Origin of the sequence: Streptomyces sp. 2114.4 (assembly GCF_900187385.1) — a bacterium.
GTDB lineage: Bacteria > Actinomycetota > Actinomycetes > Streptomycetales > Streptomycetaceae > Streptomyces > Streptomyces mooreae.
Genome location: NZ_FYEY01000001.1, coordinates 1,690,030 through 1,705,807, shown reverse-complemented (window position 1 = coordinate 1,705,807; position 15,778 = coordinate 1,690,030). Strand labels below are relative to the sequence as shown.

Genomic DNA, 15,778 nt, shown 5'->3' with positions numbered 1-15,778 from the left:
GTCGTGTGGGAAGCGCCGGGGCGCAACGGAATTACGGCGCTCAGCCCGCCGCGGGAATCTCGTACTCGGCGATCAGCTGAGCCCGCCCGAGCGTGTGGAACCGCAGATTGAAACCCACCACCGCCGGCGAGGCATCCCCGTCCGGACCGAGCTTTTCCTGGTCCACCGCGTAGACCGTGAACACATAACGGTGCGGACCGTCCCCGGGCGGCGGCGCCGCGCCCCCGAAGTCCCGCGTCCCGTAGTCGTTACGGACATGCACGGCGCCCTCGGGTAGCCCCTTCATCTCCCCGGACCCGGCACCGGCCGGCAGCTCCGTCACCGACGCCGGAATGTCGAACAGCGACCAGTGCCAGAACCCACTGCCCGTCGGCGCGTCCGGGTCGTAGCAGGTGACGGCGTAGCTCTTCGTCCCCGCGGGCGCACCCTCCCACCGCAGCTGCGGCGAACGGTTCCCCTCGGCGAACACCTGCTCCGGCCGCAGCGTCCCGCCCGGCTCCACCTCGTCGCTCAGCACCGTGAACTCCGGCACCGGCGGATGGAAATCGTGCGGGAGCGGCCGCCGCTTCAGCTCGGACACTGCAACACCTCCTGGTCGCTTGCTGACACCTGTCCGGCCAGGTTAGAGCCAGTTCCGCTTACCGCCGACCTCCGCCAGCCACTGGTTGAGGTAACCCGCCCAGTCGGTCCCCTCGAAGTCGTTCAGCCCGACCGTGAACGACCGGTAGGTGTCCGACCCCGCGCTGAACAGACCGGGCTTCTTGTCCATCTCCAGGACGACGTCCATCTCCCGGTCGTCCGCCACGAACGACAGCTCGACCTGGTTCAGGCCCCGGTACTGCTGCGGCGCGTAGAACTCGATCTCCTGGTAGAAGGGGAGCCGCTGTCGCGTTCCCCTGATGTGCCCCTGCTCGAGATCGGCGGCCTTGAAACGGAACCCCAGCCGCCCGAACGCGTCCAGGATCGCCTGCTGCGCCGGCAGCGGATGCACATTCACCGGGTCCAGGTCACCGGAGTCCACCGCCCGCGCGATCGCCAGCTCCGTGGTCACCCCGACGTTCATCCCGTGCAGATGCGTCCCCAGGAACGTGGTGATCGGCGTCTCCCACGGAATCTCCAGCCCGAACGGCACGGTGTGCGCCGCCCCTGGCTGCACCGCGAAGGCGCCGCCCAGCTGCACCTTGGTGAACTCGATGTTCCGCTTGTACTCCTCGTCGCCGCTCTCGACCTCGACCCGCGCCTGCAGTCCGACGGACAGCCCCTGGACGTCCTGGGCCACGGACCCGCCCTGGATCCGCACCTCGCCCTGTACGACCCCACCCGGGACGACGTTCTCCTCGAAGAGCACCGTCTCCACCGACGCACCCCCGGCGCCCAGGCTCGCCAGCAGCTTCTTGAATCCCATGCTCGTCCTCCCCAGGCGGAACGCCTGTGCTGTGTATTGCACGCCGAGCTCTCGGCTTGATCCCTACGAACGCGAAACCGTACGACCCGGTTCCACGGCCCACACTTTCCCAACCCCGGCGTCCCCATGGCCAGCCGACCTCCCCAATGGCTGCACTACTCTCGATCCGCATGACCGACGTACCGGAACGTATGCCGCTCACCCACGACTTCTTCGACCGTCCCGTCCTGGACGTGGCCCCCGACCTGCTGGGCCGCATCCTCCGCCGCAACACACCGGACGGTCCGATCGAACTCCGTCTCACCGAGGTCGAGGCGTACGACGGCGAAACCGACCCCGGCTCCCACGCCTACCGCGGCCGCACCGCGCGCAACGCCACCATGTTCGGCCCGCCCGGACATGCGTACGTCTACTTCATCTACGGGATGTGGTTCAGCCTCAACGCGGTCTGCGGACCCGAGGACAAGGCGAGCGGTGTCCTCCTGCGCGCCGGCGAGATCCTGACCGGCGCGTCCCTGGCGGCCACCCGCCGCCCCAAGGCCCGCAACACGCATGAACTGGCGAAGGGCCCGGCCCGCCTGGCCGCCGCCCTCGACATCGACCGCACCCTCGACGGCACCGACCTGTGCGGCGAAGCCACCGCCCCCCTCTCGGTCCTGCACGGCCGCCCGCCCGCCCCCGAGCTGGTACGCAGCGGCCCGCGCACCGGCGTCGGCGGCGGCGGAGCCGACCACCCCTGGCGCTACTGGATCGCCGACGACCCCACGGTCAGCCCCTACCGCCCCCACACCCCCCGGCGCCGCACCACCACCGCTACTTGACTCTGTGTCGCCGACCGCCTAACGTAGCCCGAGCCGCTGGAGACGGGCAGCGCTATTCGCGCAGACCGCCAGGCGGCACAACCAACTACTTCGATCGACTCCCTGACGGGTCCTATTTCGCGTTGCCGAAATTCGACCCGGCGCCTCGATTATGAGTCGCCAGGGAAAGCCGCTAAAGTAGTAACCACGCCGAAAGGGCAGCAGCAAATAACTGCCCGCGGTGGACCTCCGACGAATATCGGACCCGGAATCGAAAGAAACCGGATCTGCTAGAGTCGGAAAGGCCGGAAAGCGAAAGCCGAACGGCCGACCCGCTCCAACAGGGCGCCAGACACGGAAACGGATCTGGTACGGTTGGAAACGCAAGACCGAAGGGAAGCGCCCGGAGGAAACCCGAGAGGGAATCCAAAGGAAGCGTCCGTTCCTTGAGAACTCAACAGCGTGCCAAAAGTCAACGCCAGATATGTTGATACCCCGTCTCCATCATGGAGATGAGGTTCCTTTGAAAGTCCACCACGGCCCGAGCGGTCGGGGTGGCACACACAGCGAGGACGCTGTGAACGACCGGACCTATTCCGTCCGCTCGTTCCGCTCTCGTGTGTGTTCACCGGATTACCGGTAAACATTCACGGAGAGTTTGATCCTGGCTCAGGACGAACGCTGGCGGCGTGCTTAACACATGCAAGTCGAACGATGAACCTCCTTCGGGAGGGGATTAGTGGCGAACGGGTGAGTAACACGTGGGCAATCTGCCCTTCACTCTGGGACAAGCCCTGGAAACGGGGTCTAATACCGGATACGACCTCCGACCGCATGGTCTGGTGGTGGAAAGCTCCGGCGGTGAAGGATGAGCCCGCGGCCTATCAGCTTGTTGGTGGGGTGATGGCCTACCAAGGCGACGACGGGTAGCCGGCCTGAGAGGGCGACCGGCCACACTGGGACTGAGACACGGCCCAGACTCCTACGGGAGGCAGCAGTGGGGAATATTGCACAATGGGCGAAAGCCTGATGCAGCGACGCCGCGTGAGGGATGACGGCCTTCGGGTTGTAAACCTCTTTCAGCAGGGAAGAAGCGAGAGTGACGGTACCTGCAGAAGAAGCGCCGGCTAACTACGTGCCAGCAGCCGCGGTAATACGTAGGGCGCAAGCGTTGTCCGGAATTATTGGGCGTAAAGAGCTCGTAGGCGGCTTGTCACGTCGGATGTGAAAGCCCGGGGCTTAACCCCGGGTCTGCATTCGATACGGGCAGGCTAGAGTTCGGTAGGGGAGATCGGAATTCCTGGTGTAGCGGTGAAATGCGCAGATATCAGGAGGAACACCGGTGGCGAAGGCGGATCTCTGGGCCGATACTGACGCTGAGGAGCGAAAGCGTGGGGAGCGAACAGGATTAGATACCCTGGTAGTCCACGCCGTAAACGTTGGGAACTAGGTGTGGGCGACATTCCACGTCGTCCGTGCCGCAGCTAACGCATTAAGTTCCCCGCCTGGGGAGTACGGCCGCAAGGCTAAAACTCAAAGGAATTGACGGGGGCCCGCACAAGCAGCGGAGCATGTGGCTTAATTCGACGCAACGCGAAGAACCTTACCAAGGCTTGACATACACCGGAAAACCCTGGAGACAGGGTCCCCCTTGTGGTCGGTGTACAGGTGGTGCATGGCTGTCGTCAGCTCGTGTCGTGAGATGTTGGGTTAAGTCCCGCAACGAGCGCAACCCTTGTTCTGTGTTGCCAGCATGCCCTTCGGGGTGATGGGGACTCACAGGAGACTGCCGGGGTCAACTCGGAGGAAGGTGGGGACGACGTCAAGTCATCATGCCCCTTATGTCTTGGGCTGCACACGTGCTACAATGGCCGGTACAATGAGCTGCGATACCGCGAGGTGGAGCGAATCTCAAAAAGCCGGTCTCAGTTCGGATTGGGGTCTGCAACTCGACCCCATGAAGTCGGAGTTGCTAGTAATCGCAGATCAGCATTGCTGCGGTGAATACGTTCCCGGGCCTTGTACACACCGCCCGTCACGTCACGAAAGTCGGTAACACCCGAAGCCGGTGGCCCAACCCCTTGTGGGAGGGAATCGTCGAAGGTGGGACTGGCGATTGGGACGAAGTCGTAACAAGGTAGCCGTACCGGAAGGTGCGGCTGGATCACCTCCTTTCTAAGGAGCACTTCTTACCGACCTCTGGTCGGTCAGAGGCCAGTACATCAGCGAGTGTCTGATGCTGGTTGCTCATGGGTGGAACGTTGACTATTCGGCACACTCGGTTGGTTGTCACTAGTACTGCTTCGGCGTGGAACGTGGGGATTGACGGGGTGGGCCGGGCACGTTGTTGGGTATCTGAGGGTACGGACTGTGGTCTGGACCTTCGCGATGCCGGCCCCAGTGAACTCAGCCTTCGGGTTGGGGTGGTGGGTGGCTGGTCGTTGCTTGAGAACTGCACAGTGGACGCGAGCATCTGTGGCCAAGTTTTTAAGGGCGCACGGTGGATGCCTTGGCACCAGGAACCGATGAAGGACGTGGGAGGCCGCGATAGGCCCCGGGGAGCTGTCAACCGAGCTTTGATCCGGGGGTGTCCGAATGGGGAAACCCGGCAGTCGTCATGGGCTGTCACCCGCTGCTGAACACATAGGCAGTGTGGAGGGAACGCGGGGAAGTGAAACATCTCAGTACCCGCAGGAAGAGAAAACAACCGTGATTCCGGGAGTAGTGGCGAGCGAAACCGGATGAGGCCAAACCAGTCACGTGTGATACCCGGCAGGGGTTGCGTGGTTGGGGTTGTGGGATCTCTCTTTCACAGTCTGCCGGCTGTGAGACGAGTCAGAAACCGTTGATGTAGGCGAAGGACATGCGAAAGGTCCGGCGTAGAGGGTAAGACCCCCGTAGCTGAAACATTAGCGGCTCGTTTGAGAGACACCCAAGTAGCACGGGGCCCGAGAAATCCCGTGTGAATCTGGCGGGACCACCCGTTAAGCCTAAATATTCCCTGGTGACCGATAGCGGATAGTACCGTGAGGGAATGGTGAAAAGTACCGCGGGAGCGGAGTGAAATAGTACCTGAAACCGTGTGCCTACAAGCCGTGGGAGCGTCGCACAAGGACTTGTCCTTGTGTCGTGACTGCGTGCCTTTTGAAGAATGAGCCTGCGAGTTTGCGGTATGTTGCGAGGTTAACCCGTGTGGGGAAGCCGTAGCGAAAGCGAGTCCGAAGAGGGCGTTGAGTAGCGTGCCCAAGACCCGAAGCGGAGTGATCTAGCCATGGGCAGGTTGAAGCGGAGGTAAGACTTCGTGGAGGACCGAACCCACCAGGGTTGAAAACCTGGGGGATGACCTGTGGTTAGGGGTGAAAGGCCAATCAAACTCCGTGATAGCTGGTTCTCCCCGAAATGCATTTAGGTGCAGCGTCGTGTGTTTCTTGCCGGAGGTAGAGCACTGGATAGGCGATGGGCCCTACCGGGTTACTGACCTTAGCCAAACTCCGAATGCCGGTAAGTGAGAGCGCGGCAGTGAGACTGTGGGGGATAAGCTCCATGGTCGAGAGGGAAACAGCCCAGAGCATCGACTAAGGCCCCTAAGCGTGTGCTAAGTGGGAAAGGATGTGGAGTCGCAGAGACAACCAGGAGGTTGGCTTAGAAGCAGCCATCCTTGAAAGAGTGCGTAATAGCTCACTGGTCAAGTGATTCCGCGCCGACAATGTAGCGGGGCTCAAGCACACCGCCGAAGTCGTGTCATTGCAGCAATACTCCTAACGGAGGCTGTGATGGGTAGGGGAGCGTCGTGTGCCGGGTGAAGCAGCCGTGGAAACGAGTTGTGGACGGTTCACGAGTGAGAATGCAGGCATGAGTAGCGATACACACGTGGGAAACGTGTGCGCCGATTGACTAAGGGTTCCTGGGTCAAGCTGATCTGCCCAGGGTAAGTCGGGACCTAAGGCGAGGCCGACAGGCGTAGTCGATGGACAACCGGTTGATATTCCGGTACCCGCTTTGAAGCGCCCAATATCGAATCCATTAATGCTAAGGCCGTGAAGCCGCCCTGGATCCTTCGGGTGAAGGGGAGTGGTGGAGCCGCTGACCCAAGGTGGTAGTAGGTAAGTGATGGGGTGACGCAGGAAGGTAGTCCAGCCCGGGCGGTGGTTGTCCCGGGGTAAGGGTGTAGGGCGTTGTCCAGGTAAATCCGGACAGCATGAAGCCTGAGACCTGATGCCGAGCCGATTGTGGTGAAGTGGATGATCCTATGCTGTCGAGAAAAGCCTCTAGCGAGTTTCATGGCGGCCCGTACCCTAAACCGACTCAGGTGGTCAGGTAGAGAATACCGAGGCGTTCGGGTGAACTATGGTTAAGGAACTCGGCAAAATGCCCCCGTAACTTCGGGAGAAGGGGGGCCATTGCTGGTGATGGAATTTTCTTCCTGAGCTGGTGGTGGCCGCAGAGACCAGCGAGAAGCGACTGTTTACTAAAAACACAGGTCCGTGCGAAGCCGTAAGGCGATGTATACGGACTGACGCCTGCCCGGTGCTGGAACGTTAAGGGGACCGGTTAGTCGACCTTCGGGTCGGCGAAGCTGAGAACTTAAGCGCCAGTAAACGGCGGTGGTAACTATAACCATCCTAAGGTAGCGAAATTCCTTGTCGGGTAAGTTCCGACCTGCACGAATGGCGTAACGACTTCTCGACTGTCTCAACCATAGGCCCGGTGAAATTGCATTACGAGTAAAGATGCTCGTTTCGCGCAGCAGGACGGAAAGACCCCGGGACCTTTACTATAGCTTGATATTGGTGTTCGGTTCGGCTTGTGTAGGATAGGTGGGAGACTGTGAAACTCTAACGCCAGTTAGGGTGGAGTCATTGTTGAAATACCACTCTGGTCGTGCTGGATGTCTAACCTGGGTCCGTGATCCGGATCAGGGACAGTGTCTGGTGGGTAGTTTAACTGGGGCGGTTGCCTCCTAAAGGGTAACGGAGGCGCCCAAAGGTTCCCTCAGCCTGGTTGGCAATCAGGTGTTGAGTGTAAGTGCACAAGGGAGCTTGACTGTGAGACTGACGGGTCGAGCAGGTACGAAAGTAGGGACTAGTGATCCGGCGGTGGCTTGTGGAAGCGCCGTCGCTCAACGGATAAAAGGTACCCCGGGGATAACAGGCTGATCTTCCCCAAGAGTCCATATCGACGGGATGGTTTGGCACCTCGATGTCGGCTCGTCGCATCCTGGGGCTGGAGTCGGTCCCAAGGGTTGGGCTGTTCGCCCATTAAAGCGGTACGCGAGCTGGGTTTAGAACGTCGTGAGACAGTTCGGTCCCTATCCGCTGTGCGCGTAGGAGTCTTGAGAAGGGCTGTCCCTAGTACGAGAGGACCGGGACGGACGAACCTCTGGTGTGCCAGTTGTCCTGCCAAGGGCATGGCTGGTTGGCTACGTTCGGAAAGGATAACCGCTGAAAGCATCTAAGCGGGAAGCCTGCTTCGAGATGAGGACTCCCACCCCCTTTGAGGGGTTAAGGCTCCCAGTAGACGACTGGGTTGATAGGCCAGATATGGAAGCCCGGTAACGGGTGGAGTTGACTGGTACTAATAGGCCGAGGGCTTGTCCTCAGTTGCTCGCGTCCACTGTGTGGTTCCCGGGTTGCGAACAGTCGCAATCGCTGGTTGAACCAAGTTTCACTTCAATTAACTGAAGAGTGTGCTTGTTCGCTCGAACCCGATAGGGTTTCGGTGGTCATAGCGTTAGGGAAACGCCCGGTTACATTCCGAACCCGGAAGCTAAGCCTTTCAGCGCCGATGGTACTGCAGGGGGACCCTGTGGGAGAGTAGGACGCCGCCGAACAATCTTTCAGGACCCTTGGTCCCAGCGTTCACGCTGGGACCAAGGGTCTTTTTTGTTTTTATTGCCGAAGCGCGCCGAAGTCATCGGTGCGTGAGAATGAATGCAGTACCGAAGACAGGAGTCACGTCGATGTCCACCAACTCTTCCGACGATCGTTCGGAGCGCCGGCCGCAGCGGCGCGACGACGGTGACCGCGGTGGTTTCCGGCGTGACGACCGGGGGCCGCGTCGTGACAACGACCGCGGCGGTCGCCCTGCCGGTGGCGGTGGCGGTTACGCGGGGCGGGACAACCGGGGTGGGGACCGTGGTGGTTTCCGTCGCGATGACCGTCCGTCCGGTGGCGACCGGGGTGGCTTCCGTGGGGGAGACCGTCGTGATGACCGGCCGCGTGGGCCGCGTCGCGATGATGAGCGCGGCGGTGGCTTCCGGCGTGACGACCGGGGTGGAGACCGTCCGTCGGGTGGCGACCGTGGTGGCTTCCGTGGGGGAGACCGCAGGGATGACCGGGGCGGTGACCGTGGTGGGTTCCGTCGTGATGACCGTCCGTCCGGTGGCGACCGCGGTGGCTTCCGCGGGGGAGACCGCCGTGACGATCGCGGTGGGGACCGTGGTGGGTTCCGTCGTGATGACCGTCCGTCCGGTGGCGACCGTGGTGGATTCCGGCGTGACGAGCGGCGCGACGACCGGGGCGGTGACCGTGGTGGGTTCCGTCGTGATGACCGCCCGTCCGGTGGTGACCGCGGTGGCTTCCGCGGGGGAGACCGCCGTGACGATCGCGGTGGGGACCGTGGTGGGTTCCGCCGTGATGACCGTCCGTCCGGCGGCGACCGTGGCGGGTTCCGTAGGGATGACCGCCGTGATGACCGCCGTGATGACCGTGGTGGGGACCGTGGTGGGTTCCGTCGCGATGACCGTCCGTCCGGTGGTGACCGCGGTGGCTTCCGCGGGGGAGACCGCCGGGATGACCGTGGCGGGGACCGTGGTGGGTTCCGTCGTGATGACCGTCCGTCCGGCGGCGACCGTGGCGGGTTCCGTAGGGATGACCGCCGTGATGACCGTGGTGGGGACCGTGGTGGTTTCCGTCGTGATGACCGTCCGTCCGGTGGTGACCGTGGTGGTTTCCGTCGTGATGACCGTCCGTCCGGTGGTGACCGGGGCGGGTTCCGTCGGGACGACCGGCCGTCGGGTGGCGACCGTGGTGGGTACCGCGGTGGCGACCGGCGGGATGAGCGTGGGCCGCGGCGGGATGACCGTGGTGGGTTCCGTAGGGACGAGGAGCGTGGGCGTCGGCCGTATGGTGCGGGGCGCGGGCGGGATGACCGCCGGGACGACCGGCGCGATGACCGGCGGGACCGGGACCGGGAGCCGATCAAGCGGCTGCCGATTCCGGAGGATGTCACCGGTGAGGAGATCGACAAGGATGTGCGTCAGGAGCTGCTGAGCCTGCCGAAGACGCTTGCCGATGATGTCGCCAAGAACCTGGTGATGGTGGCGAAGCTGCTGGACGAGGACCCGGAGAAGGCGTACGGGTACTCGCGGGTGGCGCTGCGGCTGGCGTCCAGGGTCGCGGCCGTGCGCGAGGCCGCGGGCTTCGCGGCGTACGCGGTCGGCAAGTACAGCGAGGCGCTGGCGGAGTTCCGGGCGGCACGGCGGATGACCGGCAGCGTGGAGCTGTGGCCCGTGATGGCGGACTGTGAGCGTGGTCTGGGGCGGCCCGAGAAGGCGATGGCCATGGCCGGTGAGCCCGAGGTCCAGAAGCTGGACCGGGCCGGGCAGGTCGAGATGCGGCTGGTCGCGGCGGGTGCCCGGCGGGACATGGGGCAGGCGGATGCCGCGGTGGTGACGCTGCAGAGCCCGGAGCTGGCGTCGAGTGCGGTGCACCCGTGGACGGCGCGGCTGCGGTATGCGTACGCGGATGCGCTGCTGGCCGTCGGGCGCGAGGACGAGGCGCGCGACTGGTTCGCCAGGGCGCTGGAGGCCGACCAGGGCGGCACCACGGATGCCTCGGACCGGCTCGCTGAGCTGGACGGGGTGGAGTTCACCGATGCGCTGGAGGAGGCCGACGACATGGAGGAGATGGCGGAGGCCGACGAGAGCGCCGGGGCCCGCGAGGGCGACGGTGGTGCACGGGACGCCGATGGTGCACGGGACGGCGACGGTGTACGGGACGACGAGGGGCCGGCGAAGGGCTGAGTCGGCTGGTCGCCTCGTGACGAGCTGAGGTGAGGAGAAGAGCGGGTCCCCGTGCGGGGCCCGCTCTTCTTTCTTTTGCGGGGTGGGGGTCAGGGGGCAGTCGGCGCGTAAGGGGCGAGGGGGTTGCGGAGGGTGCCGACGAGCTGGAGGGCGCCGGCGGGGTCCTGGAGGTCGACCATCTGCTGGTTGTTGCGCAGCTGGAGGCGGTTGAGGCAGGAGAGGGCGAACTCGTCGGTGAACAGGTCGTACTGCCGGAACTTGTCGGCCAGGTGGGGAGCCGTGGCCTGGTAGTCGGTGACGCAGGCGGCGACCGTGCGCCAGAAGGTGTCCTCGTCGAGGACGCCGCGGTCGGCGAGGGTGCCGCTCAGGAAGCGGAAGAAGCAGTCGAAGACGTCGGTGAAGACGGAGAGAAGTTTTTTGTCCTCGGGGACGTCGGTGCGGATGCGTTCGACGGCGGGGGGCAGGACCGCGTGCGGATCCATGACGGCGATCTCTTCGGCGATGTCCTTGAAGATCACCCGGTCCACGGCCCCGTCCTCGAGGACCAGGATGGCGTTCTCGCCGTGCGGCATGAAGACCAGGTCGTAGGCGTAGAAGGCGTGCAGGACGGGGGTGAGGTACGCGTCGAGGTAGCGGCGGAGCCAGATGGCGGGCTCCAGGCCGGACTCCTCGATCAGGGCGGCGGCGAACGAGCCGCCCTCGTCGTCGAGGTGCAGCAACGAGGCCATGGTGGCCAGCCGCCGGCCCGGTTCGACGGTGGGCACCGGGCTTTCGCGCCACAGGGCGGCGAGCATCTTCAGATACGGAGAGCCCTTGGCGGTGGCGGCCTCGTACTGACGGTGGTGGTAGCCGAGGGCGGCGCGCTCGCGGATGATCGAGAAGCGGGCGGCGCGGAAGGTGTCATCGGCGGCGATCAGGCGGGCCAGCCAGTCGTTGATGGCCGGGGTGGCTTCCATGTAGGAGGCGGACAGGCCGCGCATGAAGCCCATGTTGAGGACGGAGAGGGCCGTTTTGACGTAGTGCTTGGTGGGGCTGGTGGTGTTGAAGAAGGTGCGGATGGACTGCTGGGCGAGATAGTCGTCGTCGCCGGGGCCCAGGCACACCAGGCGCTGCCGGGCGATCTCGGCGGCGAAGGTGACGGAGAGCTTGTTCCACCACTGCCAGGGGTGGGTGGGGAAGAAGTAGTAGTCGTCGGGGTCGAGGCCGAGGCCGGTGAGGGTGGCGGTGAAGCGGGTGCGGGTGGTGTCGCCGAGTTCGTCGCGTATGAGGGTGTCGTAGTCCAGGCCGGCGCCGGCGGTGAAGGTGGCGTGGTCGCGGTGAGCGGCGAGCCAGATCAGCCGGAGCGGGCTCGCGGTCTCCGGGGCGTAGGCGTGGTACTCGTGGATGCCGAAGCCGAGGCGGCCGTTGTTGGCGACGAAGCAGGGGTGGCCCTCGGTCATGCCGGTCTCGATGGCCTGGAACGGCGATTTCGCGAGCTCGGCGGCGCTGGGCAGGCCGGCGGCCAGTTTGTAGGCGGTGCCGGACAGGGTGGAGCTGATCTCCTCCAGATAGACCGGCAGGATGTCCTCGCCGAGGCCCAGGGCTTCGCGCAGTTCGATGAAGAACTCCAGTGCGTCCAGGGGGAGTTCGGTGTCACCGCGGTGGCGGGTGATGCTGTCGGCGTCGACCTGCCAGTGGTCCAGCGCCTGTCGGCGGGCGGCGAAGCGGTAGGCGGTGGTGCCGTCGTCGCTGCGGACGGTGTAGTGGTCGTCCTGCGACAGGCGCCGGGGGGTGAGCAGCCGCTCGTGGGCGAACTCGGCGAGTCCCTTGCGGATCAGCAGGCGGTTGGCGCGGGCCCACAGCGCGGGGGTGAGGTGGGCGACGGCGTCCTGGGCGTTCGGCCCGTGGCCGGCGGTCATCGGTGGTCTCCCTTGGGTGGCCAGGAACTGTTCGCGGGTGCAGGTGCTGAGGTAGGCGTCTTTGGAGGGGAGCGAGACGGTGCGCCGGATCTCGAAGCCGACGGCCTTGTTGAGGGCGTGGACGGCGGTGTTGCCGGCGTCGGGTTCGACGACCACCCGGCGGGTGTCCGGGTCGGCGAAGAGCATCTCCATGACGGTGGTGATGACGGCCCGGGTGAAGCCGTGCACGGGAGTGTCGGTGGGGGCCGCCAGGAAGTGCATGCCGACGTCGCCGGGGGCTGCGGTGTGGATGCCGACCAGCTCCCGGTGGGCGGGGTCGTAGCGCTCCATCAGGAAGGCCGGGGTGCCGTTGTGCAGGCCGAGGAAGGCGTCGTGGAAGGGGTCGGCGGCTATCCGCGTGAACTCCTTCTCGACCGCGGCGAGGTCGCACTCCTGCATCAGCCAGAAGACGGCCTTGGGGTGGGTGACCCAGCCGTGCAGCAGCTCGGCGTCGGCGGACGGGTCGACCGGGCGCACGGAGAAGTCCCCCAGTGCGGGGTCGGTGCGGGTGAAGAGCACAGCGCTCATGCCGGGACCTCCATGAGGTGGTGCGGGCCGGCCGGGGCGGCGAATTCCTGGAAGGCGATGGCCTTTTCGACCGGGTAGTACTCGCGGCCGAGCAGTTCGCGGATGATGCAGGCGTTGCGGTACGCGGCCATGCCGAGGTCGGGGGTGACGAAGCCGTGGGTGTGCAGTTCGGCGTTCTGCACGTAGATGCCGTGGCCGGTGGTGTCGATGCTGTAGTTGCGGGCCACGTCGTAGCGGCCGGCGCCGTCCCAGGCGATCCGGTCGTGGACGGGGGCGAGGAAGTCCGGTACGCGGTAGCGGTAGCCGGTGGCGAGGACCAGGCCCTGGGTGTCGAGGGTGAAGTCGGTGCCCTGTTCCTCCTGGCGCAGGCCGAGGGTGTAGGTGACGCTCGCCTCGTCGTAACCGGCGTGGTTCAGGGCGGTGTTGGTGAGCAGCCGGGTGGGGACGGGGCCGGCCAGGTTCTTCTGGTAGAGCAGGTCGAAGATGTCGTTGATCAGGGCGGAGTCGATGCCCTTGTAGAGGTGTTTCTGGGTGGCGTTGAGGTGGTCGCGGGTGGCCGGGGGGAGGGCGTGGAAGTAGTCCACGTACTCCGGTGAGGTCATCTCCAGCGTGAGCTTGGTGTATTCGAGGGGGAAGAAGCGCGGGGAGCGGGTGGCCCAGGTCAGGTGGTAGCCGTGGCTGTCGATGTCCTGGAGGAGGTCGTAGTAGATCTCCGCGGCGCTCTGGCCACTGCCGATGAGGGTGATGCTCTCCTTGGCCTGGAGGGCGGGCTTGGCGTCCAGGTAGCCGGCGTTGTGCAGCAGGTCGCCGCCCAGGCCCTGGCAGGCGTCGGGGAGGTAGGGCGGGGTGCCGGTGCCCAGGACGAGCTTGCGGGCGCGGTGGGTGGTGCGCTCGCCGGTGGGCAGGTGATCGGCGTGGACGACGTACAGCTCGGCGGCCCGGTCGTACTCGACGCGGGTGACCCGGTGGGCGAAGCGGACGTTGTCGAGTTTGCCGGCCGCCCAGCGGCAGTAGTCGTTGAACTCGGCGCGCAGCGGATAGAAGCTCTCGCGGATGTAGAACGGGTACAGCCGCCCCGATTCCTTGAGGTAGTTCAGGAAGGAGAAGGGCGAGGTGGGGTCGGCGAGGGTGACCAGGTCGGCCAGGAACGGCACCTGGAGGTGGCTGCTGTCCAGCAGCATGCCGGGGTGCCAGTCGAAGGACGGCTTGTCGTCCAGGAACAGGCCGTCGAGTCCGTGGATCGGCTCGGTCAGACAGGCCAGGCCCAGGTTGAACGGGCCGAGGCCGATGGCGATGAAGTCGTGAGGGGCGGACACGAGGTCTCCGATGGGGGAGGTCTGCGGTGGGGAGGGCCGGCGCGCGCTGAGCGCAGGGCGGGGCCTCAGCGCGCGCTGAGTGCCGGCTGGGGCTGCTCGGCGAGGAAGGTGCCGGCGTGTTCGGCGATCAGGTCGAGGACGGTGGCGATGTCCTCCACGGTGGTCTCCGGGTTGAGCAGGGTGAACTTGAGGTGGTGGCGGCCGTCGACGACGGTGCCCGCGACGATCGCGTCACCGGAGGCGGACAGGGCCTCGCGGGCGTGCAGATTGACCCGGTCGCCGAGTTCGGGGTCCTGGTCGGTGCCGGGGACGTAGCGGAAGACCAGGGTGCTCAGCTGGGGCTGGACGACGACGGAGAAGCGGGGGTCGTCGTGGAGGAGCTTCCAGGCCTCCGCGGCGCGGTCGATGACGTCGTCGAAGAGCTCCCCGACGGCGTGGGCGCCCATGATGCGCAGGGTGAGCCAGAGCTTGAGGGCGTCGAAGCGGCGGGTCGTCTGGATCGACTTGTCGACCTGGTTGGGGATGCGCGCTTCCGTCATCCGGCGCGGATTGAGGTAGTCCGCGTGGTAGGTGACGTGCTGCAGCGTGGCGCGGTCGCGGACCAGGACGGCGCTCGAACTGACCGGCTGGAAGAAGGACTTGTGGTAGTCGACGGTCACCGAGTCCGCGCGTTCGATGCCGGTCAGCAGGGCGCGGCGGCGGGAGACCAGCAGGCCGCAGCCGTAGGCGGCGTCGACATGCATCCAGGCGCCGTAGCCGGCGCACAGGCCGGCGATCTCGGGGAGCGGGTCGATGGAGCCGAAGTCGGTGGTGCCGGCGGTGGCCACGACAGCCATGGGTATCAGGCCGTCGCGGTGGCAGCGCGCCAGTTCCGCGGCCAGGCTGTCGGTGCGCATCCGCTTGTGCTCGTCGACGGGGACGGTGATGACGGCCTCCGCGCCCATGCCGAGCAGGGTGGCCGATTTGCGGATGCTGAAGTGGCTGCACTCGGAGGCGAGGATCCGCAGCCGGGGCAGGACGTCCGTGCGGCGGGCGGCTGGGGGCCCTCCCCGCTCGAACGGAGTGGGGAGCTTGGGGGACGGTGCGCCGTCGGCGGTCAGCGCGCGGCGGCAGGCCTCGTCGCGGGCGAGCAGCATGGCCTGGAGGTTGGACTGGCTGCCGCCGCTGGTGAAGATCCCGTCGGCCGCGTCGCCCAGGCCGATCCGCTCGGCCGTCCAGCCGATGAGCCGGCGCTCGATGAGGGTGCCGCCGGCGCTCTGGTCCCAGGTGTCCAGGGAGGAGTTGACGGCGGACAGCACGGCCTCGCCGACGAGGGCGGGAATGACCACGGGGCAGTTGAGGTGCGCCAGGTAGCGCGGGTGGTGGAAGTAGACGGCGTCGCGGAGGTAGACCTCTTCGAGCTCGTCGAGCGCGGCGGCCGCGTCGTGCAGCGGGGCGTCGAGGTCGACGCCCATGACGGCGGGGGCGAGGTCGTCGACGGTGATGCCGGTGAACGGGCGGGTGGTGCCCGCGATTTTGGCGCCGATCCGTGTGACGCTCTCGGTGACCGCGCTGCGGTAGCGCTGGGCCGTCTTCTCGTTGAGCAGGTATCTCCGGCTGTCGGCCGGGTCCTCGGCGGGGCGCGCGAGGAGATCCATGAAGGTGTCCTCCCTGGTGCGGACTTGACCACGTCCAGCGCAGGCTGTGCGCGCAGGGGCAGGGAGACCCACCCGTGGCGACGTGGTTAGGTAAGGCTAGCCTAACTTTGCCTCGGGAGGGGTGGGAGGTGC

At 65.5% G+C, this 15,778-nt stretch carries 7 protein-coding genes, 3 rRNA genes and 2 pseudogenes; 6 read left to right on the top strand and 6 right to left on the bottom strand.

Translation table 11 applies throughout. The features are described from left to right. Window positions 1–40: 40 nt before the first annotated feature. On the bottom strand, window positions 41–580 hold the full coding sequence (locus tag CFW40_RS07410) for a YbhB/YbcL family Raf kinase inhibitor-like protein (RefSeq protein ID WP_088797033.1): 540 nt from the start codon (window positions 578–580) through the stop codon (window positions 41–43). Between the two features lie 42 nt (window positions 581–622). Then, complete coding sequence (locus tag CFW40_RS07405) at window positions 623–1,405, bottom strand: sporulation protein (RefSeq protein ID WP_088797032.1); 783 nt, start codon at window positions 1,403–1,405, stop codon at window positions 623–625. Between the two features lie 170 nt (window positions 1,406–1,575). Here CFW40_RS07405 and CFW40_RS07400 point away from each other — a divergent pair, with 170 nt between their 5' ends. From CFW40_RS07400 to CFW40_RS37530, 6 genes and pseudogenes are all read left to right on the top strand, one after another. Beyond that, window positions 1,576–2,226: a DNA-3-methyladenine glycosylase gene (locus tag CFW40_RS07400; protein WP_088797031.1), complete on the top strand. Its 651-nt coding sequence runs from the start codon at window positions 1,576–1,578 to the stop codon at window positions 2,224–2,226. A 625-nt stretch (window positions 2,227–2,851) separates the two neighbouring features. After that, window positions 2,852–4,380, top strand: a 16S ribosomal RNA gene (locus CFW40_RS07390). A 302-nt stretch (window positions 4,381–4,682) separates the two neighbouring features. After that, window positions 4,683–7,803 (top strand): 23S ribosomal RNA (locus tag CFW40_RS07385). A 116-nt stretch (window positions 7,804–7,919) separates the two neighbouring features. Further along, window positions 7,920–8,035: ribosomal RNA gene (rrf, locus tag CFW40_RS07380) — 5S ribosomal RNA — on the top strand. The 16S, 23S and 5S rRNA genes sit together here, the layout of an rRNA operon. A gap of 588 nt (window positions 8,036–8,623) precedes the next feature. Continuing rightward, window positions 8,624–9,322 (top strand): annotated as a pseudogene (locus CFW40_RS38875) (hypothetical protein); the annotation flags it as partial. Window positions 9,323–9,412: 90 nt separating this feature from the next. Then, window positions 9,413–10,228 carry a tetratricopeptide repeat protein gene (locus CFW40_RS37530; RefSeq protein ID WP_218136825.1) on the top strand — a complete coding sequence of 272 codons (816 nt, stop codon included), beginning with the start codon at window positions 9,413–9,415 and terminating at the stop codon, window positions 10,226–10,228. Between the two features lie 89 nt (window positions 10,229–10,317). Here CFW40_RS37530 and CFW40_RS07370 read toward each other — a convergent pair whose 3' ends face one another. From CFW40_RS07370 to CFW40_RS07360, 4 genes and pseudogenes are all read right to left on the bottom strand, one after another. After that, window positions 10,318–12,126 (bottom strand): IucA/IucC family siderophore biosynthesis protein, encoded by a 1,809-nt coding sequence (locus CFW40_RS07370; protein ID WP_093649455.1) that lies wholly within the window; start codon window positions 12,124–12,126, stop codon window positions 10,318–10,320. An 84-nt stretch (window positions 12,127–12,210) separates the two neighbouring features. Beyond that, window positions 12,211–12,693: pseudogene (locus CFW40_RS37895) on the bottom strand (GNAT family N-acetyltransferase); the annotation flags it as partial. Next, complete coding sequence (locus CFW40_RS07365; protein WP_088797027.1) at window positions 12,690–14,009, bottom strand: lysine N(6)-hydroxylase/L-ornithine N(5)-oxygenase family protein; 1,320 nt, start codon at window positions 14,007–14,009, stop codon at window positions 12,690–12,692. The pseudogene CFW40_RS37895 and the gene CFW40_RS07365, both read right to left, overlap by 4 nt. A 65-nt stretch (window positions 14,010–14,074) precedes the next feature. Continuing rightward, entirely contained in the window at window positions 14,075–15,646 is a 1,572-nt protein-coding gene (locus CFW40_RS07360; RefSeq protein WP_088797026.1) for an aspartate aminotransferase family protein, read from the bottom strand. Window positions 15,647–15,778: the final 132 nt, after the last annotated feature.

What these genes read in the sequence shown, in the direction of transcription:
- CFW40_RS07405 (WP_088797032.1), bottom strand. Translation starts at nt 1,405, where the DNA reads ATGGGATTCAAGAAGCTGCTGGCGAGCCTGGGCGCCGGGGGTGCGTCG.
- CFW40_RS07400 (WP_088797031.1), top strand. Translation starts at nt 1,576, where the DNA reads ATGACCGACGTACCGGAACGTATGCCGCTCACCCACGACTTCTTCGAC.
- CFW40_RS07370 (WP_093649455.1), bottom strand. Translation starts at nt 12,126, where the DNA reads ATGACCGCCGGCCACGGGCCGAACGCCCAGGACGCCGTCGCCCACCTC.
- CFW40_RS07360 (WP_088797026.1), bottom strand. Translation starts at nt 15,646, where the DNA reads ATGGATCTCCTCGCGCGCCCCGCCGAGGACCCGGCCGACAGCCGGAGA.